General features: G+C 70.3%; 24 protein-coding genes. 17 read left to right on the forward strand and 7 right to left on the reverse strand.

Features of this window, described 5'->3' with window-relative positions; all coding sequences use genetic code 11:
- Positions 1 to 73 precede the first annotated feature (73 nt).
- Positions 74 to 1,477, reverse strand: coding sequence for a serine hydrolase domain-containing protein (locus tag PXH83_RS09035; RefSeq protein ID WP_274558636.1), 1,404 nt, complete (start codon positions 1,475 to 1,477; stop codon positions 74 to 76).
- A gap of 244 nt (positions 1,478 to 1,721) precedes the next feature.
- Here PXH83_RS09035 and PXH83_RS09040 point away from each other — a divergent pair, with 244 nt between their 5' ends.
- From PXH83_RS09040 to PXH83_RS09055, 4 genes are read left to right on the forward strand one after another with little or no spacing between them, the layout of a single operon-like run.
- Positions 1,722 to 2,492, forward strand: coding sequence for an ABC transporter ATP-binding protein (locus tag PXH83_RS09040; RefSeq protein ID WP_214928264.1), 771 nt, complete (start codon positions 1,722 to 1,724; stop codon positions 2,490 to 2,492).
- A gap of 8 nt (positions 2,493 to 2,500) precedes the next feature.
- Complete coding sequence (locus PXH83_RS09045) at positions 2,501 to 5,065, forward strand: FtsX-like permease family protein (protein ID WP_274558639.1); 2,565 nt, start codon at positions 2,501 to 2,503, stop codon at positions 5,063 to 5,065.
- Positions 5,066 to 5,106: 41 nt separating this feature from the next.
- Positions 5,107 to 6,378: a sensor histidine kinase gene (locus tag PXH83_RS09050; RefSeq protein WP_274558641.1), complete on the forward strand. Its 1,272-nt coding sequence runs from the start codon at positions 5,107 to 5,109 to the stop codon at positions 6,376 to 6,378.
- The gene (locus tag PXH83_RS09055; protein WP_214928261.1) at positions 6,366 to 7,019 is read left to right on the forward strand and encodes a response regulator; all 654 of its coding nucleotides are present in this window, start codon (positions 6,366 to 6,368) and stop codon (positions 7,017 to 7,019) included. Before PXH83_RS09050 ends, PXH83_RS09055 begins: the two co-directional genes overlap by 13 nt.
- Before the next feature lie 92 nt (positions 7,020 to 7,111).
- Here PXH83_RS09055 and PXH83_RS09060 read toward each other — a convergent pair whose 3' ends face one another.
- Genes PXH83_RS09060 through PXH83_RS09075 form a run of 4 tightly spaced genes read right to left on the reverse strand, consistent with a single transcriptional unit; the run spans position 7,112 to position 10,452 of the window.
- Positions 7,112 to 8,050, reverse strand: coding sequence for an ACP S-malonyltransferase (locus PXH83_RS09060; protein ID WP_274558644.1), 939 nt, complete (start codon positions 8,048 to 8,050; stop codon positions 7,112 to 7,114).
- Positions 8,051 to 8,078: 28 nt separating this feature from the next.
- A complete protein-coding gene (gene fabG / locus PXH83_RS09065) occupies positions 8,079 to 8,783 on the reverse strand; it encodes a 3-oxoacyl-ACP reductase FabG (protein WP_274558647.1) in 705 nt (234 codons plus the stop codon).
- Positions 8,780 to 9,445 (reverse strand): HAD family hydrolase, encoded by a 666-nt coding sequence (locus PXH83_RS09070; RefSeq protein WP_274558652.1) that lies wholly within the window; start codon positions 9,443 to 9,445, stop codon positions 8,780 to 8,782. The genes fabG and PXH83_RS09070 overlap by 4 nt, the downstream gene beginning before the upstream one ends.
- Positions 9,442 to 10,452 (reverse strand): AfsA-related hotdog domain-containing protein, encoded by a 1,011-nt coding sequence (locus tag PXH83_RS09075; RefSeq protein ID WP_274558654.1) that lies wholly within the window; start codon positions 10,450 to 10,452, stop codon positions 9,442 to 9,444. Before PXH83_RS09075 ends, PXH83_RS09070 begins: the two co-directional genes overlap by 4 nt.
- Before the next feature lie 235 nt (positions 10,453 to 10,687).
- On the opposite strand from PXH83_RS09075, the gene PXH83_RS09080 reads away from it, so the two are divergent.
- From PXH83_RS09080 to PXH83_RS09090, 3 genes are read left to right on the forward strand one after another with little or no spacing between them, the layout of a single operon-like run.
- Entirely contained in the window at positions 10,688 to 10,972 is a 285-nt protein-coding gene (locus PXH83_RS09080; RefSeq protein ID WP_274558657.1) for an acyl carrier protein, read from the forward strand.
- A complete protein-coding gene (locus PXH83_RS09085; protein ID WP_274558659.1) occupies positions 10,965 to 12,191 on the forward strand; it encodes a beta-ketoacyl-[acyl-carrier-protein] synthase family protein in 1,227 nt (408 codons plus the stop codon). Before PXH83_RS09080 ends, PXH83_RS09085 begins: the two co-directional genes overlap by 8 nt.
- Complete coding sequence (locus PXH83_RS09090) at positions 12,188 to 13,360, forward strand: beta-ketoacyl synthase N-terminal-like domain-containing protein (protein WP_274558661.1); 1,173 nt, start codon at positions 12,188 to 12,190, stop codon at positions 13,358 to 13,360. Before PXH83_RS09085 ends, PXH83_RS09090 begins: the two co-directional genes overlap by 4 nt.
- A 183-nt stretch (positions 13,361 to 13,543) precedes the next feature.
- Here the strand turns inward: PXH83_RS09090 and PXH83_RS09095 are convergent, their stop codons facing one another.
- Positions 13,544 to 14,503 (reverse strand): UbiA family prenyltransferase, encoded by a 960-nt coding sequence (locus tag PXH83_RS09095; protein ID WP_274558663.1) that lies wholly within the window; start codon positions 14,501 to 14,503, stop codon positions 13,544 to 13,546.
- A 348-nt stretch (positions 14,504 to 14,851) separates the two neighbouring features.
- Here PXH83_RS09095 and PXH83_RS09100 point away from each other — a divergent pair, with 348 nt between their 5' ends.
- The 3 genes from PXH83_RS09100 to PXH83_RS09110 all read left to right on the forward strand — a co-directional run bounded on the left by PXH83_RS09100 (position 14,852) and on the right by PXH83_RS09110 (position 17,451).
- A complete protein-coding gene (locus tag PXH83_RS09100; protein WP_274558665.1) occupies positions 14,852 to 15,541 on the forward strand; it encodes a 4'-phosphopantetheinyl transferase family protein in 690 nt (229 codons plus the stop codon).
- Positions 15,542 to 15,731: 190 nt separating this feature from the next.
- Entirely contained in the window at positions 15,732 to 16,793 is a 1,062-nt protein-coding gene (locus PXH83_RS09105; RefSeq protein WP_274558667.1) for a sensor histidine kinase, read from the forward strand.
- Complete coding sequence (locus PXH83_RS09110; protein ID WP_274558669.1) at positions 16,771 to 17,451, forward strand: response regulator transcription factor; 681 nt, start codon at positions 16,771 to 16,773, stop codon at positions 17,449 to 17,451. Before PXH83_RS09105 ends, PXH83_RS09110 begins: the two co-directional genes overlap by 23 nt.
- Before the next feature lie 250 nt (positions 17,452 to 17,701).
- Here PXH83_RS09110 and pdxR read toward each other — a convergent pair whose 3' ends face one another.
- Positions 17,702 to 19,096 (reverse strand): MocR-like pyridoxine biosynthesis transcription factor PdxR, encoded by a 1,395-nt coding sequence (pdxR, locus tag PXH83_RS09115; protein ID WP_274558671.1) that lies wholly within the window; start codon positions 19,094 to 19,096, stop codon positions 17,702 to 17,704.
- A gap of 108 nt (positions 19,097 to 19,204) precedes the next feature.
- Here pdxR and PXH83_RS09120 point away from each other — a divergent pair, with 108 nt between their 5' ends.
- Genes PXH83_RS09120 through PXH83_RS09150 form a run of 7 tightly spaced genes read left to right on the forward strand, consistent with a single transcriptional unit; the run spans position 19,205 to position 26,681 of the window.
- The gene (locus PXH83_RS09120; protein WP_274558673.1) at positions 19,205 to 20,536 is read left to right on the forward strand and encodes a nucleotide sugar dehydrogenase; all 1,332 of its coding nucleotides are present in this window, start codon (positions 19,205 to 19,207) and stop codon (positions 20,534 to 20,536) included.
- Positions 20,536 to 21,579: an anthranilate phosphoribosyltransferase gene (gene trpD, locus PXH83_RS09125; protein WP_274558675.1), complete on the forward strand. Its 1,044-nt coding sequence runs from the start codon at positions 20,536 to 20,538 to the stop codon at positions 21,577 to 21,579. Before PXH83_RS09120 ends, trpD begins: the two co-directional genes overlap by 1 nt.
- Before the next feature lie 58 nt (positions 21,580 to 21,637).
- Positions 21,638 to 22,429: an indole-3-glycerol phosphate synthase TrpC gene (locus PXH83_RS09130; RefSeq protein ID WP_274558677.1), complete on the forward strand. Its 792-nt coding sequence runs from the start codon at positions 21,638 to 21,640 to the stop codon at positions 22,427 to 22,429.
- Positions 22,426 to 23,622 carry a tryptophan synthase subunit beta gene (trpB, locus tag PXH83_RS09135; RefSeq protein WP_274558679.1) on the forward strand — a complete coding sequence of 399 codons (1,197 nt, stop codon included), beginning with the start codon at positions 22,426 to 22,428 and terminating at the stop codon, positions 23,620 to 23,622. The genes PXH83_RS09130 and trpB overlap by 4 nt, the downstream gene beginning before the upstream one ends.
- On the forward strand, positions 23,609 to 24,406 hold the full coding sequence (trpA, locus tag PXH83_RS09140; protein ID WP_274558681.1) for a tryptophan synthase subunit alpha: 798 nt from the start codon (positions 23,609 to 23,611) through the stop codon (positions 24,404 to 24,406). Before trpB ends, trpA begins: the two co-directional genes overlap by 14 nt.
- Positions 24,403 to 25,548, forward strand: a complete 1,146-nt coding sequence (locus PXH83_RS09145; RefSeq protein ID WP_274558683.1) for a DegT/DnrJ/EryC1/StrS family aminotransferase — start codon at positions 24,403 to 24,405, stop codon at positions 25,546 to 25,548. The genes trpA and PXH83_RS09145 overlap by 4 nt, the downstream gene beginning before the upstream one ends.
- Entirely contained in the window at positions 25,545 to 26,681 is a 1,137-nt protein-coding gene (locus PXH83_RS09150) for a DegT/DnrJ/EryC1/StrS family aminotransferase (protein ID WP_274558684.1), read from the forward strand. Before PXH83_RS09145 ends, PXH83_RS09150 begins: the two co-directional genes overlap by 4 nt.
- The last annotated feature ends 1 nt before the right edge of the window (position 26,682 follow it).

The following is a 26,682-nucleotide window of genomic DNA, read 5'->3' on the forward strand; positions in this document are numbered from 1 at the left end:
TCACTCCCCCATACTGAGAATTCGAACCCATCAAGATCACCGAGAGGACGGAAAGAGAACCCGCCGAAATGCATCAGCCCAGCAGGCCGATACCCTCCCTCACCTGCAAACGCCCCCCACTCAAATACATACCGCCGACCCGGCCCGACCCGGAATCGCGGACGAAGCAGTAAAGGTCCTTGGATTCGTCACTGCCATATCCGCCTTCCGGTGCGGAAAGGCTCTTCAAGCGGAAGGCGAGGTCGGAATAGAGTTCCAGACGAACCGGAACCAATTGGGCCCGTTCCATCAGCACACCTGCATCGGCCGCCCAGCGCACGGTGACGGTGTCCGGACCCGCGCGATACACCCCGCACACCTCGTCGGCGGCAATCCGCAGCTCTTCCCCCGAAAGCGGCTTTCCCAGGTCCGGCTCCTGATTGCGGCCCACGTCCCAGCCGAGCGAGGAAAGTTCCTCGAAGAACTGGTTTCCCATCTGGCGGCCCGAGGTGGCGTTCGTCATCAGCACCATGGCAATGCCGCGCTCGGGGTCCATGCGCATCGCGCACGTCGCGCCACCCGTGTTGCCCTCGTGCCCCAGCCACATCCGGCCGGCGCCGTCCGCATAGGCGGCAAGCCCGAGTCCCCAGCCGTCGGCCAGGCCGAAGGCGTGCGAGCCCTTCACCGGGCGGCGCATCTCCTCCAGCTGCTCCCGCTCCAGTACGCCGTGCCCGCCCGTCCCCACATGCAGCGCCGCGATGCGCAGCAGATCGGACGCGCTGGTCATCAGCGCCCCCGCCGGAACCAGCGCACGCGGCAGCCCCGGCTCTTCGACGACATGCACGGTGGCCGTCGGCAGGTGCACCGCGTGCTGGCCGGCGACCGCGAGGCCGGGCGCGGCACTGCCGAGGAATCCCGGCTCGACCCCGAGCGGATTCAGTACGAACGAGCGCGCCGCTTCCCACCACGTCATGAGGGTGACGGCCTCCAGCACCCGGCCCGCAAGGACGTAACCCAGGTTTGAGTACGAGAAGACCTGGCCGGGCTCGCACAGCGGCCGGGCGCCCGCCGACGCGGCCACGCACTCACGCAGGGGCAGGTCACCCTCGACGTCGGGCATGTCGGGCAGACCGGCGGTGTGGCTCAGCAGGCCGCGCACCGTCGCCGTGTACAGCGGGCTCGACGGCGTGCCCGCCAGCTCCGGCAGCAACGGGCCGACGGGCGCGTCGAGGTCCACGTCACCGTCGCTGACGAGCTGCATCAGCAGCGTCGCGGTGACGAACTTCGTCACGGAACCGAGCGGGAAGAGCGTGGACGGTCCGACCCGCGTCCCCGACCCGTGGACCTCTTCGCCGTGCGTGTACGACGTCACCTCGCCCCGGTCGTACACAGCGAACTGCACCCCGGGAATCAGGTATTCGCGCGCGAGCTTCTGCAACAGACCGGCCACATCACCCGGTGCGGGCAGTTCTCCGTGAAAGGAAACGGATTCCGTCATCAAGTCCACCCAAGTCTATGAACCCGCCCGATCCAATACGGCCACTGAACCGACGACCAGGACGATCGAACTGCAAGGCTATCCAGCACCCGTTGACACCCACAACGAACTAAAGCCCCAGATTAAATCGCCTGGTGAACGAAGGTATAGCCAGCCATACCTTGAATGCGGCACACAGGGGGTTCGCCGTACGCCGATGCTTCCCATACTGTGGTTCCGCTAACGACGGGAAGGGGCAAGAAGAATGACATCGGTATGGGACCGGTCCGCGGCCACCACCGGCACGGTGTCGCCTGCTATGCGGTTGGAGTCGGTGACCAAGACGTACGGCAAGGGCGACAACGCCGTCACCGCTCTGAGAGGCGTCTCCATCAGCGTGCCGCGCGGTACTTTCACCGCTGTCATGGGGCCGTCGGGCTCCGGCAAGAGCACGTTCCTGCACTGCATCGCGGGTCTCGACCGCCCGACGTCAGGCCAGGTCTTCCTCGGTGACACCGAACTGTCCGGCCTCAAGGAAGCCCCGCTGACCGCGGTTCGCCGCGAACGGATCGGCTATGTTTTCCAGGCGTACAACCTCATGTCGGCGCTGACCGTCGAGCAGAACGTGACACTGGTGCCCCGGCTTGCCAACACCCCTGTCGACAAGGCGTGGTTGCGGGAGGTCCTCGAACGCGTGGGGATGAGCGAGCACGTCAACCGCCGCCCGAACCAGCTGTCCGGCGGCCAGCAGCAGCGGGTGGCCATCGCCCGCGCGCTGGTGACCCGCCCCGACGCGCTGCTGGCCGACGAACCGACCGGCGCCCTGGACACCCGTACCAGCCAGGAAGTCCTGAAGCTGTTCCGGCAGATCGTCGACGAGACGGGCCAGACCGTGCTGATGGTGACCCACGACCCGGTAGCCGCGTCGTACGCGGACTCGGTGGTGTTCCTGGCGGACGGTGAGCTGGCGGGCCGGCTCGACCAGCCGACGCCCGAGCAGGTGGCCGACCGTATGACGCACCTCGGTAACTGGTGAGGTGAGCCATGTTCGACATCGCGTGGAGCACCATCAAGAACCGCAAGGGCGGTTTCATCGCAGCGTTCATCGCGCTGTTCTGCGGATCCGCGGTCGTCACGGCCTGCGGTGTCCTGTTCGTGTCCGGGCTGGAGTCCGGCGTATCGCCCGAGCGTTACGCGGCCGCGACCGTGATGGTCGGCGGCAAGCAGTCCAAGGACGTGCGGGAGAACTTCGACCCGCACTACGCGGAGCGGGTCACCCTGCCCGCCGGCCTGACCGGCACGGTCGCCAAGGTCCCGGGCGTCAAGACGGTGGTCGCCGACCGCTCGGTCGAAATGAGCATCGCGGACACCAAGGGCCGTACGGTCGCCCTGGACAATCCGCTGTACGGGCACGGGTGGTCGTCGGCTCCGCTGGCGCCGTTCCGGCTGGCCGAGGGGCGTGAGCCGCGCAGCGCCCAAGAGGCCGTACTGGACGGCGAGTTGGCCCGCCGGTCAGGTCTCGGGCTCGGAGACACGGCGCGCATCGCTACCGGCACAACTCCCGCCTCGTACAAGGTCGTCGGCATCGCCTCGCCCCCGCCGTCGGGCCTGGACCGGCAGTCGGCCGCTTTCTTCACCGACCAGCGGGCCGCGGAGCTCTCCCAGCGTCCCGACCGGCTCACGACGATCGGCGTCATCGGGGAGCCCGGCACGAGCGCCGGTGACCTGGCCGGGCGTATCGACGAGGCGCTGTCCGGCGCCAAGGACGGCACCGAGGTCGCCGTCTACACCGGTACGCAGATCGGTGACGTGGAGTTCCTCGACATGGGGCAGTCGCGCGGCTTCCTCATCGGCCTTTCCGCGTCCTTCGGCGGTACCGCGCTCGCCGTCGTGATCTTCGTGGTGTCGTCCACGCTGGGCCTCGCGATCCACCAGCGCCGGCGCGAGCTCGCGATGCTCCGCGCCATCGCGGCCACCCCGCGGCAGATCCACTCCCTCATCGGCAGCGAGATCCTGCTGGTCGCCACGGTCGGCGCCGTTCTCGGTGCCGCGCCCGGTTTTCTGGTGGCGGGCGAGCTGCGCGACGCGTTCGCCAAGATCGGTGTGCTGCCTCCGGACTTCGAGCTGTCGCTCAAGCCGTATCCGGCCATCGCTTCGGTGATTCTGTGCGTGCTCGGTGCGCGTCTGGCCGGATTCATCGCGGCGTACCGCACGGCCAGGATCAAGCCGGTGGAGGCACTGAGCGAGTCCCAGGTCGAGCCTCCGGCGCTCGGCCGCGTACGGATGAACATCGGCCGGGGCCTGATCCTTCTCGGCCTCTGCGCGGCCATCGTGACGCCGATGACCATCCCCGGTCAGCTGGCGATCGCGGGCGCCGCCGGTTCGCTGCTGATCCTGATGGTCGGCATGGCGCTGCTCGGGCCGAAGCTGGTGCAGCTCGCCACGGCCGTCATGAGCCCGGTCCTCAGATGGTCGCGGGTGAGCGGCTACCTGGCCGCCGCCAACACCAACGCGAACTCGCGCCGGCTCAGCAGCGCGGTCGTCCCGCTGGCCCTCGGCGCCGCCATGGCGCTGATGCAGCTGTCCACCCTGTCCACGGTCGAGGCCACCGCGAAGCAGCAGGCGGCGACCGGGGTTGTCTCGGACTACGTGCTGACCAGCGATGCGACGGGGCTCTCCCCGCAGCTCACCGCTTCGGTGCGCGAAGTGCCCGAGGTCGGGACGGCCACTCCGGTGGTGCGCTCGCAGGTGCTGATCAACCACATCGAGGTCGACAAGCCCGCGGCCGCACCCTTCGCCGCGCAGGGCGTCGACGCGTTGGATCTCGGCCGGACGCTCGATCTGGACGTACAGGAAGGCAGCCTGAACGAGCTGCGCGGCGACACGGTGGCACTCAGCTGGATGGCCGCCGGTACGGCGGGCCTCGGCGTCGGCGACAGTACGGAGATCAACCTGGGTGACGGGACGCTGAAGAAGTTCACGGTGGTGGCGATCTACGGAAACGGCCTGGGCTTCGGCGACGTCACACTGCCCCACGACGTCCTGTCCCGGCACACCACCAACCAGCTCGACACCGCGCTCCTGGTGACCGCCAAGAACCCGGGTGCGCGGGCACAGGTGCAGTCGGCCCTGGACAAGCTGGCCAAGGAGACACCGACGCTCCAGGTGCAGAGCCCGTCCGACTTCGCCGCCGTACAGCAGGGCCAGTTCGCCAAGCAGTCGTGGACGAACCTGATTGCCAACGCGCTGCTGCTCCTGTACGTGCTGATCGCCGTCGTGAACACGCTGGTGATGGCGACGACGGCGCGCAGCAGGGAGTTCGCCATGCTGCGGCTGATCGGAACGAGCAAGCGGCAGACCCGGCGGATGATGTTCATGGAGTCCTGGGTCGTGGTGGTCACTGCGATCGTCGTGGGCGCCATCATCGCCATTCCGCCCACGATCGGCAGCAGCCTGGCGATGACGGGCCAGCCCGTGCCCGCGCTCACCACGCTGCACTGGGTCGGCATCGCCGCCTTCACCGCGGTCCTGGGGTGGCTGTCCATCAGCATCCCCACCCGTTCTGCACTGCGTACCCGCCCGATCGAAGCGGTGTACACGGGTGAATGACGATGAATAACCTCGCGCCGGGCGGGAAGGCTGGGGCCGACATGAGCACGCCCAACGTCGCCCCGGAAGACGACCGGTACCCGTGGCTCAGGAAGCTGTTCGACGGGTACCGGTATCTGTTCATCGGCGGCGCCACCGGCATCGCGTCCCTGCTGACCGGTCTTGCCTGGCTCCTGGTGTGCATCGCGACCGTGCCCAAGCTGGGCCTGGCGGCGTGGAAGCCGCTGGCCGACTGGACCAAGCGGCTCACCGCGCACGAACGCGAGCGGGCCGGCGCCCTCCTCGGTGAGCCGGTCCAGGGGGCGTTCGACCCGGTCACCGACGGCGGGCGGATGTACCGGTTCCGGCTGAACTTCACCAGCCCGGGATTCCGGCGCACCCTAGCGTGGCTTCCCGCTCACGGCTTCGCCGCGCCCATCACCCTGATGCTGACGGCGGGGCATCCGTGGAGCACCCTGTGGTCGGTGGTGCTGTCGGTCAAGTGGCTGTTCACGGACGGCGGCGAGCCCTACAGCTCGTCGTTCTTCTACACGGTCGACTCGGCGCCGCTGGCGATCACCACGATCGTCCTGACGCTCGCGGTCACCGCCGTCATCGTGGCGGCGGTGCCGTGGTTCGCCCGGCTGCAGGCCCGGCTGACGAAGGTGCTGCTGTCCCCCCTCTCCTCGCCACGGCTGGCTCAGCGCGTGGTCGAACTGACCGCGACGAGAGCCGCCGCACTGGAGGCGCACGGCGCGGAACTGCGGCGCATCGAGCGGGACTTGCACGACGGTACGCAGGCGCGGATGGTCGCCGTGGTGATGCAGCTGGGCATCGCGGAACGCTCCATGCACAGCGACCCCACCCGTGCCCTGGAGCTGATCCGGCAGGCCAGGGACTCGGCGACCAGCTCGATCTCCGAACTGCGTGAGGTCGTACGCAGCATCTATCCGCCCATCCTGGACGACCGCGGCCTGGACGGCGCGGTGTCCGCCCTGGCCGCCCGCTGCCCCATCCCGTGCACCGTGCAGGTCGACGACATCCGGCGGGCCCCCGCAGCGGTCGAGGCGGCGGCGTACTTCGTCATCGCGGAATCCCTGACCAACGCGGCGAAGCACAGCTCCGCCAACGAGGTCCACGTACGCCTGCGCACCGAGAACGGCTCGCTGCTGATCGAGATCAGCGACGACGGCAAGGGCGGTGCGGAGGAGGGCGCGGGCACGGGGCTCATGGGGATCCGGCGTCGCGCCGAAGCGTTCGACGGGCGCGTCCACCTGTCCAGCCCGGTCGGCGGACCGACCACGATCACCACGGAGCTGCCATGCGAGTCGTAATCGTCGAGGACGATGCCCTCCTGCGCCAGGGACTCGTACTCCTGCTGGAGACCGAGGGCATCGAGGTGCTCGCCGCGGTCGACAACGCGGACGACTTCCTCGCGGCCATCAGTGACGTACGCCCCGACGTGGCGGTGATGGACGTCCGGCTGCCCCCCACTTTCCGGCACGAGGGGCTGCGCGCGGCGGTCGAGGCACGCAGGCTGTACGAGAACCTGCCGATCCTCGTCATCTCGTCGTACGTCGAGGACAGTTACGCCTCGGAGCTGCTGTCCGACGGCAGCGGGGCCATCGGTTACCTCCTGAAGGAGCGCGTCGGGAAGGTCGAGGACTTCATGGACGCGCTGCGCCGGGTGGCCGACGGCGGGACGGCGATGGACCCGGAGGTCATCGCGCAGTTGCTGGTACGGCGCAAGGCGAACGACCCGCTGCGGACCCTCACCGCCCGGGAGAAGGAAGTGCTGGGGCTGATGGCGGAGGGCCACAGCAACGGGACGATCGCGGAGCTGTGCTTCATCACCGAAACGGCGGTCAGCAAGCACATCCGCAACATCTTCAACAAGCTGGATCTGCCGCCCGCCGACACCGGACACCGGCGGGTCCTCGCCGTCCTCGCGCACCTGCGCAAACACGAGTCCTGACGCGCCGCACCCTCCCGGAGTGTGAAGCACCTGGCCGCCCCCGCGAAGACGCGGGGGCGGCCAGGTCCGTTCTTGTGTGCGTGCTGCCCCTGTCAGGCCGCGGCGGCCATCTCCGTCAGCGGGTCCGAGAACGTCGTACGCGTCACCGCAGGGACCGTCGCCTTGGCCAGTCCGGTCAGCGTCTTGCCCGGGCCGATCTCCAGCAGATGATCACAGGCCAGGTCCGCGGTGAGCGTCCGGAGGCTGTCCGACCAGCGGACCGGGGCGGTGATCTGCCGGCGCAGCAACGACGCCCACTCCGGGCCGCCCCGGTGGGCCGTGGCATCCACATTGGAGACGACCGGGGTACGTCCGGGCATGAAGCGGACCGAGGCGAGCGCCTCCTCGAAGCGTTCGGCCGCCGGGATCATCAGCGGGGTGTGGAAGGCCCCGCCGACCGGCAGCCGCACCACCTTTGCCGCACCCGCCCGTTCCGCCGCCTCGGCGCAGCGCTCCAGGCCCTGCTCCTCTCCGGCGATCACGGTCTGCTGCGGCGAGTTGACGTTGGCGACCCAGACGCGGGCGCCCGAGGCGCGGAGCCCGACGGCCAGTTCCTCCAGGCGTCCGGCATCGAGGCCGAGCACGGCGGCCATGGCTCCCGGTGACTGGACGCAGGCGGCGTGCATGGCCTCGCCGCGCGCCACGATCAGGCGTACGGCGTCCTCCGTGTCGAGGATTCCGGCGGCCACGAGCGCGGTGTACTCGCCCAGGCTGTGTCCGGCGCAAGCGCCGGGGAACGTGGCCAGCGGGTATGCGGTACGCAGTTCCGTGAGCGCCACCAGCGCGAGGGCGAACGTGGCGAGCTGCGCGTTGTCGGTACGCCGCAGCGTCGCCGCGTCGGCGTCGAGGAGCAGGGTGGCGATGTCGCGGCCTGCCGCCTCCGAGGTCTGTTCCACGACCGCCCACCCCGGGCGGCGCACCCAGGGCAGTCCCATTCCCGGGCGCTGACTCCCCTGTCCCGGGAACATCAGGGCCAATCGGGGACTTGTCATCTGGTCTCTTCTCCTTTCTTCGCTGTTCTCAGCAGCCGACGCCGCCGCCGCCGGTCACCGGGACATTGGCGCCGGTGACGTAGCTCGACCCGTCGCTCGCCAGGAAGCGCACCACCGCGGCGACCTCCTCCGGGGTGCCGACCCGCTTGAGGGAGGTCTCGCTGAGGAGCTGGTCCATCCGGTTGCCGGTGACGCCCTCGGCCATGTCGGTGGCGATGATCCCGGGGGAGACGGCGTTCGCGGTGATGTTGCGGGGTCCGAGCTCCTTGGCGAGCGAACGAGCAAGGCCGATCAGAGCGGCCTTGGAGGCCGCGTAGTTGGTCTGCCCCGGCGCTCCCGCCGTGCCGGTGGTGGAGGAAATGAAGATCAGCCGGCCCCAGCGGGCCTTCAGCATCCCGGGGATCACCTGCTGGGCGACGCGTACGGCGCCGAGCAGATTGGTGTCGATGACGGAGCTGAAGTCCTCCTCCGCCATGGAGAGCAGCAGACCGTCCCGGGTGATGCCGGCGTTGGAGACCAGCACCTCGACCGGGCCCTGCTGGACGGCGACCTCCTCGACGGCGGCGGCGACCGCGGCCGAGTCGGTGACGTCGCAGCGTACGCCGAAGAGACCTGCGGGCGGCTCGCCGGAGCGGTAGGTGACGGCGACCTTGTCGCCGGCCTCGGCGAGGGCGCGGGCGACGGCGAGGCCGATTCCGCGGTTGCCACCGGTGACCAGTACGGAGCGACTCATGCGAACTCCCTTGTAGGGCTTGCGGAGAGGGGTGCGATCAGGGCGTCCAGGCGTGCGCTCGCCTCGGCCGTGTCGGTGAAGTGAATGGCCTGCCAGCCGGCGGCCCGGGCGCCGGCGCAGTTGACCTCGATGTCGTCGACGAGCAGGCAGTGCTCGGCGGGGACTCCCGCACGGGCCGCGGCCAGTTCGAACATGGCGGCCGACGGCTTGCGGTGACCGACTTCGAAGGAGAGCAGTACGTCGTCGAAGAGTTCGTCCGGGTCGGTCATCCGGCGCCAGTGGGTGTCCCAGGTGGGCACCATGTTGGAGATCAGGCCGACGAAGACGCCCCGGCGGCGTGCGCCGAGTAGGGCCCGTACCCAGTCGTGGTTGGTCTCACGGCCGTCGAACCAGTCGTCGGCGAGGGTGGTCAGGCCGAGTGCGATGCCGTACTCCTGGGTGAGGACGGCGTCGATCCGGCGCAGCCACTCCGCCTCGGTGATCAGCGGGGTGTCGATGGGCTCCATGACGTCGTCGGTGCCGAAGGACGCGGTGACCTTGCCGATGGCGTGGCTCAGCCGGTCGACGGCGATGCCCTTGCGTGCGCAGAAAGAGCTGAGGGTGTGGCTGATCGGCGGTGTGAGCACGCCGCCGAAGTCTGTCCAGACGGCTCGTACGGTCATCGGGTCTCCTCCGCTGCGTGCAGGGTGGTGGCGATCTGCGCGACAGGTGAACCGCCCTGCGAGAAGGCGACGTCCACCATCTGTGCGTCGACCTGTGTCGCGGTGGCGGTCAGTGGCTCGTCGAGCTCGGCGTACCGCTGGAAGGAGGCGTCGATACCGACGAGCCGGGTCGTCTCGGGGCGCTTCGCCAGGGTGAGCAGGGCCAGTTGGTGCGCGGCCTCGGTGAGCAGCATGGCCGGGAGGTGGTCGTAGGCGTGGTCGAAGAGCGAGCGGTTGCCGAAGCGCGGGGTGACCTGGGCGCAGACGCTGTCCTCGGCTCGTACGGGCTGGGAGAGCAGTACGTTCAACGGGTGCACGCGGCCCACCGATCCGGGTTCGACCTGCTGGCTGTCGGGGGTGTCGGCGCAGTCGGCGCTGGACGGCGCGGGGGTGCCGCGCTGGGCGTGCCGGAGCGCCTCGTGGGAGTGGTGGGTGAGAAAGGCGGCGTACATGGTGTGTGTGCCGACGTGCTCGCCGCCGAGGTGGAAGTCCTGGGTGACACTGCCGCGGCGCCAGACGCCGGTGCGGGTGGGACGCCCCTCGAAGCGGCTGTCGATCACCAGCTCGCCGGGGCGGTCCCCGACCAGCAGGGCCGCCGAATCGGTCAGCTCCAGACGGAAGTTGTCCACGATCATCGCGGTGTCGGACCGCACGCCCAGATGGGTGTGGGAGCCGTGGATCGCGGCCTGCCGTGCCGCTTCGAGCAGCAGAAGCGGGTCGTGCCGGGCGGGCTTGTGGGTGTGGTCGTTGTAGTAGGCGTGCGAGAGCGGCAACTGGGCCGCGGCGAGCACCCGCTTCAGCCCCAGGGGGCGTACGTCCGTGAGGAACACCTCGGAGACGGCGGCGCGGTGCACGAGGGAACGCTCCACCGTGCGCCCGAAATCGAGTTCTGTGCCTCCTGCGTGGTCTGCGAGTTCTACGGGTTCTACGGGTTCTTCAAGGGCGACATCTTCCACGTCTGCCCGCATAAGCCATCCTCCCCGTTCTGATTTCCGGAATCGGGTTTCGATCCGGACCCTGCCAGCGATGAAAACACCAGAAGTGCCGGAAAGAGCAGGAACATTGCACGTCAGTGGTGCTCCGATACGCCTTTGGAAAGGGGGCGTACCCCTTTCGTGCATTCCCCCTTGTTGCCCGGCGCGAGCCCTGCCTACGTTTACGCCGGGCCACCGAACGTGGCGCAACCAGAAGGGGATTCAGGAAATGACGCAGCAGCAGAACGCCGGTTACGACGCTTCGTACTACGAGGAGAAGATCTCCGAGATCGTCACCGAGGAGCTGGAGCTGGAGCCCGGCGACCTGACCGTCTCCGGGGAGTTCATAGAGGACTACGACAGCGACTCGCTCGCCCTCATCACCGTCGTTTCCCGGATCGAGAAGGAGCTGGGCGTTGCGCTGCCCAAGGAGGGCCTGGAGGAGCTGAAGACCCTCGGTGACCTCCTCGCCGCGGTGCACACCAAGCTCACGGAGGCACTGCAGGATGCCTGAGCGAAGCCCTGGGCGCCGAGTCGTCATCACCGGCCTGGGCGCCGTGAGCAGTGTCGGCATCGGGGTGGAGGCGTTCACCGCCGCCATCAGGGCCGGCGCGAGTGGCATCAGTCCCATCCAGTCCTTCGACACCACCGGCTTCCCGTACGTACGGGCGGGTGAGGTCCACGACTTCGAGCCCCGGGACATCCTGCTCAACCTCGACCCGGGGCAGTGGGGGCGCAGCAGTCTGCTGGCCGCCGCCGCGTCCCGGCTGGCTGTGCGGGACGCGGGGATCGACCCGGCCGTGCTGGCCCGCAGCCGGGCCGGGTCGGTCATGGGCACCACCAGCGGTGAGTCGGTCGTACTGCAGGAGCTGAGCGAACAGTGGGTCGGTGACGGGCTGAAGAGCCTCGACCCTTCGCTGGTGGCGCAGCTGCCCGCGAGCCGCATCGCGGCCGCCGTCAACAGCGAACTGCTGCTGACCGGTGACGCGTTGACCATTCCGACGGCCTGTTCGGCGAGCAATTACGCACTGGGCCACGCCTTCGACCTGGTGCGCAGCGGCGAGGCGGACGTCATGCTCGCGGGCGGCGCCGACGCCGTGAACCGGCTGACACACGCCGGCTTCTACCAGCTGGGCGCGATGGCCGAGGAGACTCCGCGGCCGTTCGACACCAACCGAGAGGGCATCCTCGCGGGCGAGGGCGGCGCCGCGCTGCTGCTCGAACCGCTGGACGACGCCCTGGACCGGGGGGCCCGTATCTATGCCGAGGTGCTCGGTTCGTGGGCCAACTGCGATGCGCACCACATGGTTCACCCCGACTCGGGCTCCATCGCCGAGTGCATCAGGGCGGCTCACGAGGCGGCGGGTGTGACGCCCGGGCAGATCGACTACGTCTGCGCGCACGGCACCGGCACCCCGACCAATGACGCGACCGAGGTACAGGCCGTGCGAGAGGTCTTCGGGGACCGGCTGCCGCCCGTCAGCTCCATCAAGTCGATGATCGGCCACACCATGGGCGCGGCCAGCGGCTTCGGCGCGGTCATCTGCTGCAAGGCCATCGAGGAGGGCTTTCTGCCGCCGACCGCCAATGTGGTCGAGGTGGATCCCGCTCTCGGGCCCGGCCTCGACCCCGTACCGGGGAAGGCCCGTCCGGCGCGCGTGGACATCGTGCAGAACCACGGGTTCGCGTTCGGCGGCAACAACGTCATCACCATCCTGGGGAGGGTCTCGTGACGACAGCGCAGGCACCGGCGCAGCCACTCGCGCGGGCGGCCACCGCCGTACGGCCGCTGGTGATCACCGGCCATGGTGTGGTGTCGGCGGCCGGACTCGGCCTGGGCCCGCTCGGCGAGCTGCTGGCCGCCGGCGGACCGGGCCATACGGGACCGCAGGGCGACGACGCGGCGGACTACCCGCCGCGCGCGGTGCGTACGGTGCCCGATTTCAAGGCTGCCGACCATCTCGGGCGCAAGGGCACCCGCCATCTCGACCGGCTCACCGGCCTCGGCCTGGTGGCCTGCAAGCAGGCGCTGGACGGCCTCGGCGCATCCGGCGCCGCGGTCACCGATGCGGACAGCAGGCGTACGGGTGTGGTGATGGCGACCAGCACAGGGTCGATCCAGAGCCTGAGCGAACTGGCCAGGGACACCCTGGTGCAGGACGCGCCGTACATGGTCAACCCCAGCCGCTTTCCCAATACGGTGATGAACTGCTGCGCGGGCCAGATCGCCATCCGCAACGGACTGCGCGGCCTGAACGCCACCGTCGCCGGCGGCCGTCTTTCGGGGCTCTTCGCCTTCCGGCACGCCAGGGTCGCCCTCTCCCAGGGGCGCGCGGAGCGGCTCCTTGTCGGAGGTACGGAGGAACTGAGCGCCCCCGCCGCCTGGGCCTGGCACCGTACGGGCGTACTGCGGGAGCAGGCCGCCGTCGGTGAAGGCAGCGCCGTCTTCATGGTCGAGGACGCCGAGCGCGCGGCGGGACGCGGGCACACCGCGCTCGCCGAACTGCTGGCCTGCGAGGTCGGGTTCTACGGTGCGACGGCCGAGCGGCACAGCCTCGCCACCGGCCTCGCCGAGTGTGTGGAGCGTGCGCTGGTACGCAGCCGGGTGGCCGTGGAGGAGATCACCACGGTGGCTCTGGGCGCCACCCATCACGTCGGCCTGGACCGCGTCGAGGAGCTGGCAGTGGAATCGGCGCTCGGCGGGCTGCCGGGGGCGGTACGGATCGCCGAGGCGCTCGGAGAGACGTACAGCGCGGCCGGTGCCTTCCAGGTCGCGGCGGTGCTCGCCCAGTGGCACCGCGATCCGGCGCCTTCCGGGTCCGTACGTACCGCTCTGATCACCTCGGTCGGCCAGGACGGCAACGCGGGCGCCCTGGTGCTCCGCGACGTCGCGGGCCACTGAGGCCTACGGGCCGACGCTCCCCACAGACGTGCCTCCGGCCGAATCCCCCGCGGGCCGGGGCACAACAGGAGGCCGGCCGGTCAGCTCCCCCGCGACCGGCCGGCCGACTGGCTCCCTCGACACACAGAACCTCGACACACAGAACCTCGACACACAGAGCCTCGACGCTCAGAACCGCGACGCTCAGAACGCCGTCTGGCCGAGCAGCGAGACATGAGCGAGGTGCTGGGTGACCATGAACATCCGGTACGGGCGACGGCGTACCGCACGCGAGGCGCCCGGCCGCTGCCCGAGGGTCACCACGGCAACCCCCGCGCCGCCCACCAGCACCACCACGGCAGCCGGAGCCAGATCCGGTGCCCACAGCGCGGCCGCAGCGGCGAACCCGCAGCCGACGGCGAGAGCTCCGGCCGCGATCAGCGCACGGGTGCGCCTCTCGCCCAGCGTGACGGCCCAGGTGCGGCGGCCGACCGCGGCGTCTCCGGCGATGTCGGAGAGGTCCTTGGCGACCGCGCCGACGAGTGCCATCCACAGGGACATGGCCACGCTGAGGACGATCAGGTCGGCCGGGCGGCCCGTGGCGCCGAGCGCCACCGGGCCCGCGCAATAGGTGAGGATGCCGGAGACGAGCACCACGGCCATCGCCGCGGACGTGCGGTTCTTCAGGGCGAGGCCCGGCGCGGAATAGGCATGTCCGAGCAACAGCAGCGCGGAGACGAGCAGCAGCATGCCCTGGCCGACCAGTGCGCCCGCCAGCAGCGCGACGCCGAATGAACAACGGGCGATGAAGAGCGCCGTACGCTCCGGGAGCGCTCCGACGGCTATGGGCCGGAGCGAACCGTTGAGCCGGTCCTCGCGGGAATCCGTACAGCCGTTGTAGAGATACGTGTAGAAGATCGCGCAGAACCATGCGAGTGTGCCGAGACCGACCGTCCCTAAAAGCTGCGTACCGCTGAAGGAAACAGTGGAAGCCGCAAGCCCGACCCCCGCCAGAAAACGCAGCTGAAATGCTGCCTGAACTGCTGGACGCGATTCTTTGAGACTCAGCAGGAGGAGTCGAGGCGCGCTCTTTTCGGGAGAACCGGCGGGGACAGTACCAGTGGACGGAATTACGGACCGAGATCGCGTCGTCACATTCGGCATGTCCGGATTGTAGGCAGGCTCAACCGGCACTGGCTGCACTGCCAATGAGTCACTCATGGCACTAAAGGAGTATGGAAAAAGGGGCGGTTGAGCCCCATGGGGCCGCTGGGCCGCCGTCCGCCTCGAATCGGCGCGACGGCGGCCCTTTTCGCGTGGCACGTGGCCTGGTCCGTAGCGCGTTACGCCGCCCGGCCGGTCGCGTGGTACGTCGCACCGCGCCCCAAGTGGACCACTGCCCCGGGCCCCCTCTGCGATTGAGTTTCCGCAGGCGGGCGCCGCTTCCGGCACCCCGCTTCCCGTGAAGGGCCGTTGGCAGCCCTGGTCCGTTTCCGACCTCCGGGAAGCCTCATGCGCACCCCTGTCCTGGATCCTGAAGAGATCCATGTCTGGTTCGTGGCCCTCGACCGCATACGCGTCACCGAGGCCACCGACATCCTCGACGACTCCGAGCTCCGCCGGGCGACGGGCATCCGTCACCGGGCCGGCCGGTTCCGCTATCTCTCCGCGCACCTCGCGCTGCGCACCCTGCTCGCCGGGTATCTCGGCGTCGCCCCACAGCTCCCGCGCTTCGAGCGCCGCTGCCCCGACCCGGACGAGTGCGGCGGGTGCGGCACCGGCAAACCCGCGCTGCGGGCAGGCCCTTGGCCCGAGTTCGACATCAACCTCTCGCACTCCGGCTCCGCCGCCCTGCTGGCGCTGTGCCGTGCGCCCGGCGCGGTCGGTGTGGACATCGAACGGATACGCAGCCACTTCGACTGGAGCCGGGTGCCGGCGGTCGGACCGAGTGCCCGGGTGGCCGGATTCCGTACCTGGACCGGGATCGAGGCGGTCGGCAAAGCCGCCGGTACGGGACTGCGCGACATGGCCGCCATCGGCCCGCCCGGGCCCGGTGGAATTCGGCGGGCCCGCCTCCCCGGCGACGTATCCGACTGGTACGTGTCCGAGGTCGAATGCCCGGACGGATATGTCGGTTCTCTCGCAACCAATCGACCCGGAGTAACCGTGAGGACATACCACTGGCCGCCCATTGATCCATAGGCGTATACGAACAGCCACGCACGGTAGTTCAATATGTGGGACATCGGGCTCATCGCGTTGACACTGGTCACAGACCCGGCCATGATCCCCGAGGACGAGCTCGGGGGGAGTGGGGTGAGCTCCGATGACACACCAAATAGATGCCACGGATGCAACGTTCGGACCGACAGCGTCGACGGCCGAAAAGTTCTTGAGCCGTAAACCACAATTGCTGAAGCAGTACCGGCTCCGGCTGGAGCAGATCAAGAGCCCGCTGGTGACCGACGAAGGCGCTTGGAAAGGCTGTGCGCTGCAGGCCGAGCGGATCATCACCGACTGCGCGGACAGCCTTCTGCACGACAAGGCGCAGGTTCGCGGTTCCCTGATCCAGCAGGTGCAGGGACTGGGGATGGAACGCGCCACCCAGGGTATTTACGGCGTCCATTCCATCCGAGCGGGCGTCATCCTCTTCGAACTCGCCTTTGACGCACTGGCCGAGGTCGTCACGGACAGTCCCGGTGACCTCGGGCGGTTCGGCGCGGCGGTCCGGTCCCTGCAAATGGGCATCGGAGAGCGGCTGGAGGCCGGGGCTCTCGGCCACGACATCTACCTGCTCAATACCGTACGAGAGGTGAATGCGGCCGGACACCGGCAGCTCGCCCGCGAGATCCACGACCATCTCGGCAACAACGTCAGCCTCGCGCTGCGGCAGTTGGAGCTGTACGAGATCGCCAGGGACAAGCGGCCCGAGCACACCGAAGCCCGCATCGCCGCAGTCAAGGCCACTCTTACCGAATCGCTCGGCATCATCCGCGATCTCGTCGGACAGCTGCGCAGATCGGAGAGCGAGGGCACGCTGCAAGGTGCCTTCACCGCCTTCCTGGAGTCCATGGCGATCACCCGTCCCGAGGTGCGCGTCCAGGTCAACGGCAGCGAGGAGTGGGCCCCGCAGCAGGTGCTCGACGAGATCTTCCTCGTGGTACGGGAGTGCCTGCGCAACGCACTCGCCCACGCGGACGCGCAGCAGGTCCTCGCGGTCGTCGACATCGCGCCGTTCGGCGTGCACGCGCTGATCGAGGACGACGGGTGCGGCTTCGACCTCGCGGCGGTCGGGGACGCCGGCCTTGCCAACGGCATCACGTCGGCCACCGAGCGGGTCGAACTCCTCGGCGGAACCATCCTGATCTCCAGCAATCCCAGGGCCGGCGGAACCCGCGTCACGGTCTCCATCCCACTGTCGGAGCACTCAGGTGACACTGAATCCGGGTCCTGAAACGATCCGCATACTCGCCGCGGACGACCACACACTGTTGCGTACGGCGCTGTGCGAACTGCTGCGGGCCGAGGACGACTTCGAGGTGGTCGCGGAGGCGAGCAGCGGCCGTGACCTCCTCGCACTCGTCGAGAAGAACCGGCCGCATGTGGTGCTTCTCGATGTCGAGATGCCGCACAACCATCCCAAGACGACGGTCCGCAGACTGCTGGAGCACTTCCCCGACCTGCGCGTCATCATCCTGTCGATGTTCGACGACCCGCCCCTGGTCCAGGAGTTGCTCCAACTGGGGGCGCGCGGCTTTCTGCACAAGAGCGTGCCGCGCGAGGCGCTCCTGTCAGCCATCCGCAATGCCGCCCAGGACGACCAGCAGGTCACCATCTCCGTCTCCCGGCAGAGCTTCACCGGGGGCGTGGAGCGGGGCCGGGAGCACTCGTCCGGGGCGGTGTCGCCGCGCGAGCGCGAGGTGCTGGTCTGCGTCTCGGAGGCGCTGAGCAACCGGCAGATCGCGGTAAGGCTGGGCATCACCGAGGGTACGGTCAAGCGCCACCTGCGCAATATCTTCGACAAGCTGGGCGCGGTCTCCAGGATCGACGCCGTGAACAAGGCGATGGCTCTGTCGCTGATCGCCGCGCCGCGGGGCCGTTCCGTGCGCTAGGGGGTGTCCGGTCGATCTCCGTGGGAGAAGGAGCGGGGCTTGGTGCGTGCAGCTGCAAGGCGGAGGAGGGAGTCGACGCGATGGGGGTCCCCCCTGTTCGAGCGCAGTCGAGAACTTGGGGGAGTCAGCGACCGACGACAACGCCGCAGATGTGCGTGCCAAGCCCCGCGACGCCGCGGAGATCGACCGGACACCCCCTAGGCGCCTGCGACCGAACGCCCCGCCCCGCCCGGGGCCCGTGCCGGCCGCCTCAGCGCAGTTCGTCGTACGCCTCGCCGATCGCGGCGACGGCCTCCGAGATCCCGCTCAGCGGCAGTGATCCGTAACCCAGCAGCAGGGCGGGGCGGCCGGCCGGGCCGCCGAACCTGAACTGCTGGCCGCCGCGCACCAGTACCGACCGGCGCAACGCCCCCTGTACCAGGGCCGCTTCGTCGGTGCCCTGCGGCAGCAGCGCATAGCTGTGCAGACCGGCCGCCGAACCGCTCATCCTGGCGTCCGGCAGATGCTCCCGTACGGCCGCGGCCATCGCCTCGCTGCGGGAGCGGTACCGGGAGCGGACCCGGCGCAGGTGGCGGTCGAGCAGGCCGCCGTGCATCAGGTCGGCGAACGCCAGCTGGGTGAGGGTGTCCGAGCCCTGGTCCTGGCGGGAACGGACCCGGTCCATCAGCGGGAACAGCTTGGGCGGGATCGCCAGCCAGCCGAGCCGCAGGCCTGGCACCAGCACCTTGCTGGTGGTCCCGGCGTAGATGACGCGCTCCGGGTCGCCGTCCTGCACCGCGGGCGGTCTGGCCTGGCGGTCGAACCAGAACTCGCCGTCGTAGTCGTCCTCGATGATCCAGCCGTCCACCTCCTCCGCCCAGCGCAGCAGCTCCTCCTTGCGCTTGGCCGACATGGTGACGCCCGTCGGGAACTGATGGGCCGGGGTGACGAGGACGGCCCGTACACCGGTACGGGCCAGTTCCTCGACGACCAGGCCCTCCTCGTCGACCGGCACCGGGAGCGGGCGTATGCCGGTGTCCAGGATGAAGCGGCGCTGGCTGTTGTGGCCCGGCTCCTCGATGGCCAGCTCGTGGATGCCCAGATGCTGGAACGAGGAGCAGAGCAGAGCGAGGCCCTGGGCGAAGCCCGCCGTCACCATCACATGGGCCGGCTCGGTACGGACCGAACGCACCCGCCCCAGGTAGCCGGAGAGTTCATTGCGCAGCTCGGGGATGCCTGCGACCGGCGGATAGTCCACGCCTTCGCGGCCCACGTTCTGCAGCACCTTCGTATAGGAGCTGAGCCACTCCTGCCGTGGGAAGTTGGACAGGTTGGCGATGCCGACGCGCAGATCCCAGCGGACCGCCGGGGCCGGCCGGGGGTCCAGGAGCGAGGGCGAACCGGCGCCCTCGGGCAGCTGGCGGGTGACATGGGTGCCCGATCCGCGTACCGCGTCGAGATACCCCTCGGCGATCAGCTGCTCGTACGCCTCGACCACCACGCTGCGGGAAAGCCCCAGGTCCTGGGCGAGCTGACGGCTCGAAGGCAGCCGGGTGCCGGGGTGCAGCACCCGGTCCTCGACCATGCCCTTGATGGCGTCCTGGAGCTGCGTCGTGAGCGACACCGCCGAGTCCCGGTCCACTTGGACCGCCAAGTGCCAAGCCATCTGGTCTGCTCCATCCCCCACTTAGTGGTCTGGGTGCTCCCCCTTGCCGACTGGCCTACTTGATCACGCCAACGGCCCTTATTTATAGCAACTTGAGGGGAGAACACGATGACTGACGTACTCGTTCCCGCACTGGTCCGCCGGCCCGGTACCGACACCTTCGACGGCCTGGTGGAGAGCCGAACGCTGCGGGTGGGGATCGTCGGACTCGGCTACACCGGGCTGCCGCTCGGCCTCGGTTTCGCCGCCGCCGGATTCCCGGTGCGCGGTCTGGACACGGACGCGGCCCGTGCGGCGCAGGTGATGCGCGGCGAGTCGTACCTGCCGGATGTGAGCGACGCCGAACTGGCCTCGGTCAACAGCCGGCTGAGCGCCACCACCGAGCCCGGCGAGCTGGCCGGTTCGGACGTACTGATGATCTGCGTGCCCACCCCGGTCACCGGCTCCCAGCAGGCGAACCTCGACTACGTCGACGCCGCGCTCGCCTCGGTGGCGCCGCTGCTGCGCCGCGGGATGCTGCTGGTCGTCCAGTCCACGGTGCCGCCGGGCGCGACGGCGGCCGCTGTCGCGGCGGCCGTGGCCGGCACCGGCCTGGAGCCGGGCATCGACTTCCATGTGGCGATGGCGCCGGAGCGCGTCGACCCGGCCAACACCGACGGCTGGAACCTCGCCAACACCCCGAAGGTGGTCGGCGGGCTCACCCCCGAGTGCACCCGGCGCGCGGCCCTGCTGTTCGGGCAGGTCTGCCGGACGGTGGTGCCGGTGTCCAGCCTGGAGGTCGCCGAGCTGGCCAAGGTCTTCGAGAACACCTTCCGGCTGGTCAACATCGGCCTGACCCTCGAACTCTCCGACCTCTGCCAGGAGCTGGGGATTCCGGTACGGGAGGTCATCGACGCCGCCGCCACCAAGCCGTACGGCTTCCTCGCCCACTACCCCGGCCCGGGCGTCGGCGGCGAGTGCATACCGGTCGACCCGCTCTTCCTGCGCGAGGCCGCGGCCCGCGCCGGTACGGACATGGAACTGGTCGCCGCCGCCCACCGGCGCATCGAGCAGCGGCCGCAGCAGGTCGTCGAGCGCCTCGGCGCTCTGCTCGACCGGCGCGGGCGGTCTCTGCGGGGCGCGAAGGTGCTGCTCGTCGGGGTGAGTTACAAGACCGGCGTCGCCGATCTGCGCAACGCCCCCGCCCTGGACATCGTGCGCGGACTGCGCGCGGCCGGCGCCCAGGTCTCGTACCACGACCCGCTGGTGCCCGAGCTGGAGATCGACGGCGCGGCGGTGCCCGCGGCCGGCTGGACGGCTGTCGAGCTGGCGCAGCAGGACGCTGCGGTCCTCGTCACGCCGGTGCGCGGGCTTGAGGACGATGTGCTGTGGGGTGTGCCGCCGGTGGTCCTGGACACCCACAACCGGCTCTCCGCCGCGAGCAATGTGGCGGTGCTCTGATGGGCACCGGGGTGCTGACCGCCGCGACGCGTGACGTCGTCGCGGGCCGGGAGCTGCCGGAGGAGGCAGCCACGCAAGCGGTCGCCGCGCTGCTCGACGCGTCGACGGACCCGGTCGACGCGGCGGCCTTCCTCACCGCGCTGGCGACCGGCGGCGTCTCCGCCCAGCTGGTGGCGGCAGCGGTACGGGCCGTGGTCGCGGCTGCCCGGCCGGTCGCCTGGAGCGGGCCCGCCGTCGACGTGGTCGGCACCGGCGGGGACGGCAGCAACTCGGTGAACATCTCGACGCTGGCCGGGCTGATCGCCGCCGCCGCCGGGGCCACGGTCGCCAAGACCGGCAACCGGGCCGCGACCTCGCGGTGCGGCAGCGCGGATCTGCTGGAGGCACTCGGCATCGACATCGACGCCGGCGAGCGCATCCCCGCGCTGCTGGCCGAGCACCGCTTCGCCTTCCTCTTCGCGCCGTCGATGCACCCGGCGCTGCGCCGCATCGCACCGCTGCGCCGCCGGCTGGGATTCCGCACCCTGTTCAACCTGTCGGGGCCGCTCGCCAGCCCCGTACCGCTGAACGGCCGGCTGATCGGCACCGCCGACCGGCGCGACCAGGAAGTCCTGGCCGAGGCGGCGTCCCTGCTCGGGTACCGGAAGACCTGGGTCGTCCTGGGCGCCGAAGGACTGGACGAGCTGACGACCCGGGGCGCGAGCAGCGTACTCGCGGTCGACGACGGCCGGGTCGCCTCCTTCGACGTCGACCCCGCCCACCTGCTGGTCCGCCCCGCAGGACGCACCGACTTGGCAGGCGGCGACCCGCGCCGCAACGAGACACTCGCCCGCCAGGTCCTGGCAGGCGCGGCAGCGGGCCCCCTGCTCGACACGGTCCTGCTCAACGCGGCTGCGGCGCTCCATCTGGCCGGTCGGGCCGAGGACTTGGGCGCCGGCCTGACCCTGGCCCGCGAGGCCGTCTCGGACGGCAGGGCGCAGGCCCTGGCGACGCGCCTGGCAGCGGCAACGACAGCGGGCCGCCTTCAGCCGGCGGCGCTGTAACCCGCACGCCCACACGCCCGTACGCCCCGAACCACCGCAACTGAAAGGAGTGACCACCATGCACCTCGACGAGATCATCACCGCCAAGCGCGCCGCCTGGAGCGCCCCCCGGGCCGCCGATGCCGCCGCGCGCGGCCGCCGCCACGCCGTCGAGCCCGGCAGCTTCGCCGCCGCGCTGAGCGGCCCGGACGTGTCGGTCATCGCCGAGATCAAGCCCAAGTCCCCGTCCAAGGGAGACCTGCTGGATCCGGTACTGGCTGTCCCGACCGCCCGGCAGTACGTCGCCGGGGGCGCCGCCGCCGTCTCCGTGCTCGCCGACACCCCCTACTTCGGCGGCTCGCCAGAGCTGGTCCGTACCGTCGCCGAACACCCCGACGTCACGGTCCCCGTCCTCTTCAAGGACTTCCTGGTCGACATCCGCCAGGTCCAGCTCGCCCACGACAGCGGCGCGGACGCCGTCCTCGTCATCGTCAGGGCCGTCGACGACGCCCTGCTGCGCGACCTCGTACAGACCGCCCACGGCCTCGGCCTCGGCGCCCTCGTCGAGACCTTCACCCAGCACGAGGTGGACCGCGCGCTGAGCGCCGGTGCCCGGATCGTCGGGATCAACAACCGCGATCTGGCGACCTTCTCGGTCGACCTCGACAACTCCGCGCGGCTGCGCCGCGACATCCCCCGCGGTGTCCTCACCGTCAGCGAGAGCGGCCTCTCGGGCCGCCCCGACATCGAACGCATCGCCGCCCACGGCTTCGACGCCGCACTGATCGGCGAATCCCTGCTCAGCAGCCCGACCCCCGCCCGCCAGGTGCGGTCCTACACCGGGGTTCCCATTCTGGAGGTGGCATCGTGAACGGCCGATTCGGAGAGTACGGCGGTCAGTTCGTCGCGGAGACCCTGGTCGGTCCCCTGGAGGAGCTGGAGGCCGAGTACGAGAAGGCGCTCGCCGACCCGGAGTTCCTCGCCGAACTCGACCGGCTGCTCAAGATGTTCGTCGGGCGGCCCACCCCGATCACTCCGATGCAGCGGCTGGGAGCCACTGAGAACGGCGTGCAGCTGTGGCTCAAGCGCGAGGACCTCACCCACACCGGCGCCCACAAGATCAACAACTCGATCGGGCAGGCGCTGCTCGCCCGCCGCCTCGGCAAGAAGCGCATCATCGCCGAGACCGGCGCCGGCCAGCACGGTGTCGCCGTCGCCGCCGCCTGCGCGTACCTCGGCCTCGACGCCACCGTCTACATGGGCCGGGTCGACGCCGAGCGGCAGGCCCCCAACGTCCAGCGCATGAAGCTCCTCGGGGCCAAGGTCCGCCTCGTCGACCTCGGTACGGCCACCCTCAAGGACGCCATCAACGAGGCGATCCGCGAGTGGATCGCCCACCCCGACACCACCCACTATCTGCTCGGCTCGGTCGTCGGACCGCATCCCTTCCCGACGATCGTGCGCGGCTTCCAGTCGGTCATCGGGCGCGAGGCCCGCGCCCAGTTCCTCGACGAGAACGGCGCGCTGCCCGACGCGGTCGTCGCCTGCGTCGGCGGCGGCTCCAACGCGGCCGGTATGTTCAGCGCCTTCCTCGACGACCCGGTCCGCCTGGTCGGCGTACAGGCGGCGGGCGAGGGCAAGGGCGGCCAGGGCGGCCATGCCGCGCCGCTGCTCTACGGCGACCCCGGGGTCCTCCAGGGCACCCGGACGTACCTCCTCCAGGACGACGACGGGCAGATCCAGCTCACCCACTCCATCGCGCCGGGCCTCGACTACGCCGGAGTCGGCCCCGAGCACAGCCACTTCAAGGACACCGGCAAGGTCGAGTACATCTCCGCCTCCGACGACGAGGCACTCGACGCCTTCGCCGCGCTCAGCGCCCAGGAGGGCATCGTCCCGGCCCTGGAGTCCGCGCACGCGGTCGCGGGAGCGCTGAAGGTCGCCCGCGAGTACGGGCCCGGTTCCACCATCCTCGTCAACCTCTCCGGCCGCGGCGACAAGGACCTGACGTCCGCCATGGCCGCCCTCCAGCAGCGTGAGGAGCTCCGCAATGAAGCGGCTTGAGCAGACCTTCGCGGACAACCGCATCAAGGGCGAGACCACCCTGGTCGCCTATCTGACCTCCGGCTACCCGAACCTCGGCGAGACGGTCGGCCTGATCTCCGCGGCCGCCGAGGCCGGCGCCGATGTGATCGAGCTGGGTGTGCCGTTCTCGGACCCGCTGGGCGACGGCCCGGTCATCCAGGCGACCGGACAGATCGCGCTGGACACCGGCACGACCGCCGCCGCCACACTCGACATCGTCGCCGAGGCCCGCGCCGCGGGTGTCGAGGTGCCGATCGTGCTGATGGGCTACTGCAACCCCTTCCTGCGCTACGGACTGGCGCAGCTGTACGACGACGCCAAGTCCGCCGGGGCCGACGGCTTCGTCGTCCCCGACCTGCCGGCCCGCGAGGGCGCGGAGTGGGTGAAGAACGCCGAGGCCGCCGAGCTGGGCCAGGTCTTCTTCGCGGCGCCCGGCAGCTCCACCGAGCGGATCGCCGAGTCCGCCGCCGCCTCCCGCGGCTTCCTGTACGTACTGGCCGCCAACGGCGTCACGGGCGTACGGGCCGAACTCGATCCGGGCGTGCCCGCCTATCTGGACCGGGTCAGGTCGGTGTGCGAGGTCCCGATGGCCGTCGGTTTCGGCATCTCCCGCCCCGAGCACGTCGCCGCGCTGCACGGCAGGGCCGACGGCGTGATCGTCGGCAGCGCGCTGCTGCAGCGGATCGGCGAGGCGAAGGATGCCGCGGGGCGGCTCCGGGCCACCACCGGGCTGATCGCGTCCCTGAAGGCGGCCACCCGATGAATGCCACGACCGCCCCCATCCCCTTCTTCAGCGGCGCACAGTCGGTACGCCGCGACTGGCCCCGGCTTGAGGCCCGGATCCGCGAGGTCGCCGCATCGGGACAGTTCACGTCGGGCCCGGTGACGGCGGAGCTGGAGGCCGCCGTCGCGGAGCGGACCGGCGCACGGCACGCGATCGCCGTCGCCAACGGCACGGACGCCCTGGTGATCCTGCTCAGGGCGGCGGGGATCGGCCCCGGCGACGAGGTGATCGTTCCGGCGTACACCTTCTTCGCGACCGCGTCCGCGGTGCTGCACGTGGGTGCCGAGCCGGTACTGGTCGACGTACTGCCCGGGTCGTACGCCATGGACCCGGAGCGCGCCGAGGCCGCCGTCACCGAGCGCACCAAGGCGATCATGCCGGTGCATCTCTTCTCGCAGATGGCCGACATGGAGACGCTGCGGGAGCTCTCCGACCGCCGCGGTCTGCTGCTCCTGGAGGACAGCGCCGAGGGCATCGACATGCGGGCCGGCGGCATCCACGCGGGGCTGTGGGGAAGCGGGGGCGTGCTCTCCTTCTTCCCGACCAAGACACTGGGCTCGCTCGGCGACGCCGGGATGCTGCTGACGAACGACGACGACATCGCGGGGCACGCACGCCGGCTGCGGTGCCACGGGCAGGACACTGACGGCGAGTACCTCTACCACGAGATCGGCTACAACAGCCGCTGCGACGAGCTCCAGTCGGCGTTCCTGCTGCACAGGCTGGAGCGGCTGAGCGAGGAGATCGAGCGGCGCTCGGAGCTGGCCGCCCGTTACGACCGGGCGCTCGCCCCGCTCGCACCGCAGGTGACGACGCCCTGGATGGCGCCCGCCAAGACCCCGAGCAACCAGGTCTATTACGTCTATCTCATCGAGTGCGACCGGCGCGACGAGCTGGTGGCCTTCCTGGACGCGCACGGGGTGGGCACCGAGGCGTACTACCCGCGCCCGCTCACCGAGCAGCCCGTACTCGCCCCCCTGGACGGCGCCCGCCACCCGGTCCCGGTGGCGGCCGCCGCGAGCCGGCGGGCCCTGGCCCTGCCGCTCTACCCGGACCTGGCCGACGAGCAGGCCGACCGGGTCTGCGCACTCCTTCACGCCTTCTACGGAGACCAGTCGTGACCGCCAACTCAGCCCAGACCGTCCCCTACTTCGACTGGTCGTCCCGGTTCGACAACTGGGCCGACGACATCGTCGAGGTGTTCCGCGAGGTCGCCGAGAGCGACGAGTTCATCCTCAAGTCCCGGGTGGAAGAGCTGGAGACCCTGGTCGCGCGCCGCACCGGAGCGGCCCACGCCGTCGCCGTCGCCAGCGGCACCGGCGCCCTGACGGTGATCCTCACCGCGATGGGAATCGGCGCCGGCGACGAGGTCGTCACCCCGGCCTTCTCCTTCATCTCCACCGCTTCCACCGTCGCCCTGCGCGGCGCCACTCCGGTCTTCGCCGATGTGGACTACGAGACCGGGCTGCTCGACGCGGCCGCCGCCGAGGCCGCCGTCACGGACCGCACCCGGGCCCTGCTGCCCGCGTACCTCTTCGCCAACTCCCCCGAGATGGCCGCCTTCACGGAGCTGGCCGGCCGCCGCGGTCTGCGCGTGGTCGAGGACAGTGCCGTCGCCCTCGGCGCGAGCGTCGACGGCCGACCGGCCGGCCGCCACGGAGACGCCGGTGTCTACTCCTTCTTCCCCGCCAAGCCGTCGGGCGGCATCGGTGACGCCGGAATGATCGTCACGGACGACGACGAGCTCGCCCGCACCGCCCGGATGCTCCGCAACCACGGCCAGCCCGCCGGCAAGCGCTTCTACCACGAGCTGGTCGGCTTCAACTGCCGGATGGACGAGCTCACGGCCGGCTTCCTGCTGCGCAAGCTGCCGCACCTCGACCGCCTCCAGGCCGAGCGCCGCCGCATCGCCGACATCTACGAGGCCGGTCTGCGGCCGCTGGCTCCCGCGCTGCTGCCGCCGCCCGCCGGATTCGACGGCCGCTCCGTCTATACGTACGTCGTCCGCGCCCAGGAGCGCGACGCGCTCCGCGCCCACCTCGCCGCCGAGGGCATCGAGACCACCGTCTACTACCCGCGCCCGCTCCACCTCCAGCCCGCCTTCGCCCACCTCGGCCACGGCCCCGGCGACTTCCCGGTCGCCGAACGCCTGAGCCGCGAAGCCCTGGCCCTGCCGCTGCACCCCGAGATGGCGCCCGGCGCGGCCGAGCGGGTCGTGGACGCGGTCACCCGGTTCTACGCGGCCGGGCGGTGAG

Source organism: Streptomyces spiramyceticus (assembly GCF_028807635.1).
GTDB lineage: Bacteria > Actinomycetota > Actinomycetes > Streptomycetales > Streptomycetaceae > Streptomyces > Streptomyces spiramyceticus.

Excerpts from the sequence above, each read along its gene's own strand:
- PXH83_RS09035 (WP_274558636.1), bottom strand. The coding sequence starts at position 1,477 with ATGACGGAATCCGTTTCCTTTCACGGAGAACTGCCCGCACCGGGTGAT.
- PXH83_RS09145 (WP_274558683.1), top strand. The coding sequence starts at position 24,403 with ATGAATGCCACGACCGCCCCCATCCCCTTCTTCAGCGGCGCACAGTCG.
- PXH83_RS09040 (WP_214928264.1), top strand. The coding sequence starts at position 1,722 with ATGACATCGGTATGGGACCGGTCCGCGGCCACCACCGGCACGGTGTCG.
- PXH83_RS09085 (WP_274558659.1), top strand. The coding sequence starts at position 10,965 with ATGCCTGAGCGAAGCCCTGGGCGCCGAGTCGTCATCACCGGCCTGGGC.
- trpA (WP_274558681.1), top strand. The coding sequence starts at position 23,609 with ATGAAGCGGCTTGAGCAGACCTTCGCGGACAACCGCATCAAGGGCGAG.
- trpD (WP_274558675.1), top strand. The coding sequence starts at position 20,536 with ATGGGCACCGGGGTGCTGACCGCCGCGACGCGTGACGTCGTCGCGGGC.
- PXH83_RS09070 (WP_274558652.1), bottom strand. The coding sequence starts at position 9,445 with ATGACCGTACGAGCCGTCTGGACAGACTTCGGCGGCGTGCTCACACCG.
- PXH83_RS09095 (WP_274558663.1), bottom strand. The coding sequence starts at position 14,503 with ATGCCGAATGTGACGACGCGATCTCGGTCCGTAATTCCGTCCACTGGT.
- PXH83_RS09055 (WP_214928261.1), top strand. The coding sequence starts at position 6,366 with ATGCGAGTCGTAATCGTCGAGGACGATGCCCTCCTGCGCCAGGGACTC.
- PXH83_RS09080 (WP_274558657.1), top strand. The coding sequence starts at position 10,688 with ATGACGCAGCAGCAGAACGCCGGTTACGACGCTTCGTACTACGAGGAG.
- pdxR (WP_274558671.1), bottom strand. The coding sequence starts at position 19,096 with ATGGCTTGGCACTTGGCGGTCCAAGTGGACCGGGACTCGGCGGTGTCG.
- PXH83_RS09130 (WP_274558677.1), top strand. The coding sequence starts at position 21,638 with ATGCACCTCGACGAGATCATCACCGCCAAGCGCGCCGCCTGGAGCGCC.
- PXH83_RS09100 (WP_274558665.1), top strand. The coding sequence starts at position 14,852 with ATGCGCACCCCTGTCCTGGATCCTGAAGAGATCCATGTCTGGTTCGTG.
- PXH83_RS09045 (WP_274558639.1), top strand. The coding sequence starts at position 2,501 with ATGTTCGACATCGCGTGGAGCACCATCAAGAACCGCAAGGGCGGTTTC.
- PXH83_RS09060 (WP_274558644.1), bottom strand. The coding sequence starts at position 8,050 with ATGACAAGTCCCCGATTGGCCCTGATGTTCCCGGGACAGGGGAGTCAG.
- fabG (WP_274558647.1), bottom strand. The coding sequence starts at position 8,783 with ATGAGTCGCTCCGTACTGGTCACCGGTGGCAACCGCGGAATCGGCCTC.
- PXH83_RS09075 (WP_274558654.1), bottom strand. The coding sequence starts at position 10,452 with ATGCGGGCAGACGTGGAAGATGTCGCCCTTGAAGAACCCGTAGAACCC.
- PXH83_RS09120 (WP_274558673.1), top strand. The coding sequence starts at position 19,205 with ATGACTGACGTACTCGTTCCCGCACTGGTCCGCCGGCCCGGTACCGAC.
- PXH83_RS09050 (WP_274558641.1), top strand. The coding sequence starts at position 5,107 with ATGAGCACGCCCAACGTCGCCCCGGAAGACGACCGGTACCCGTGGCTC.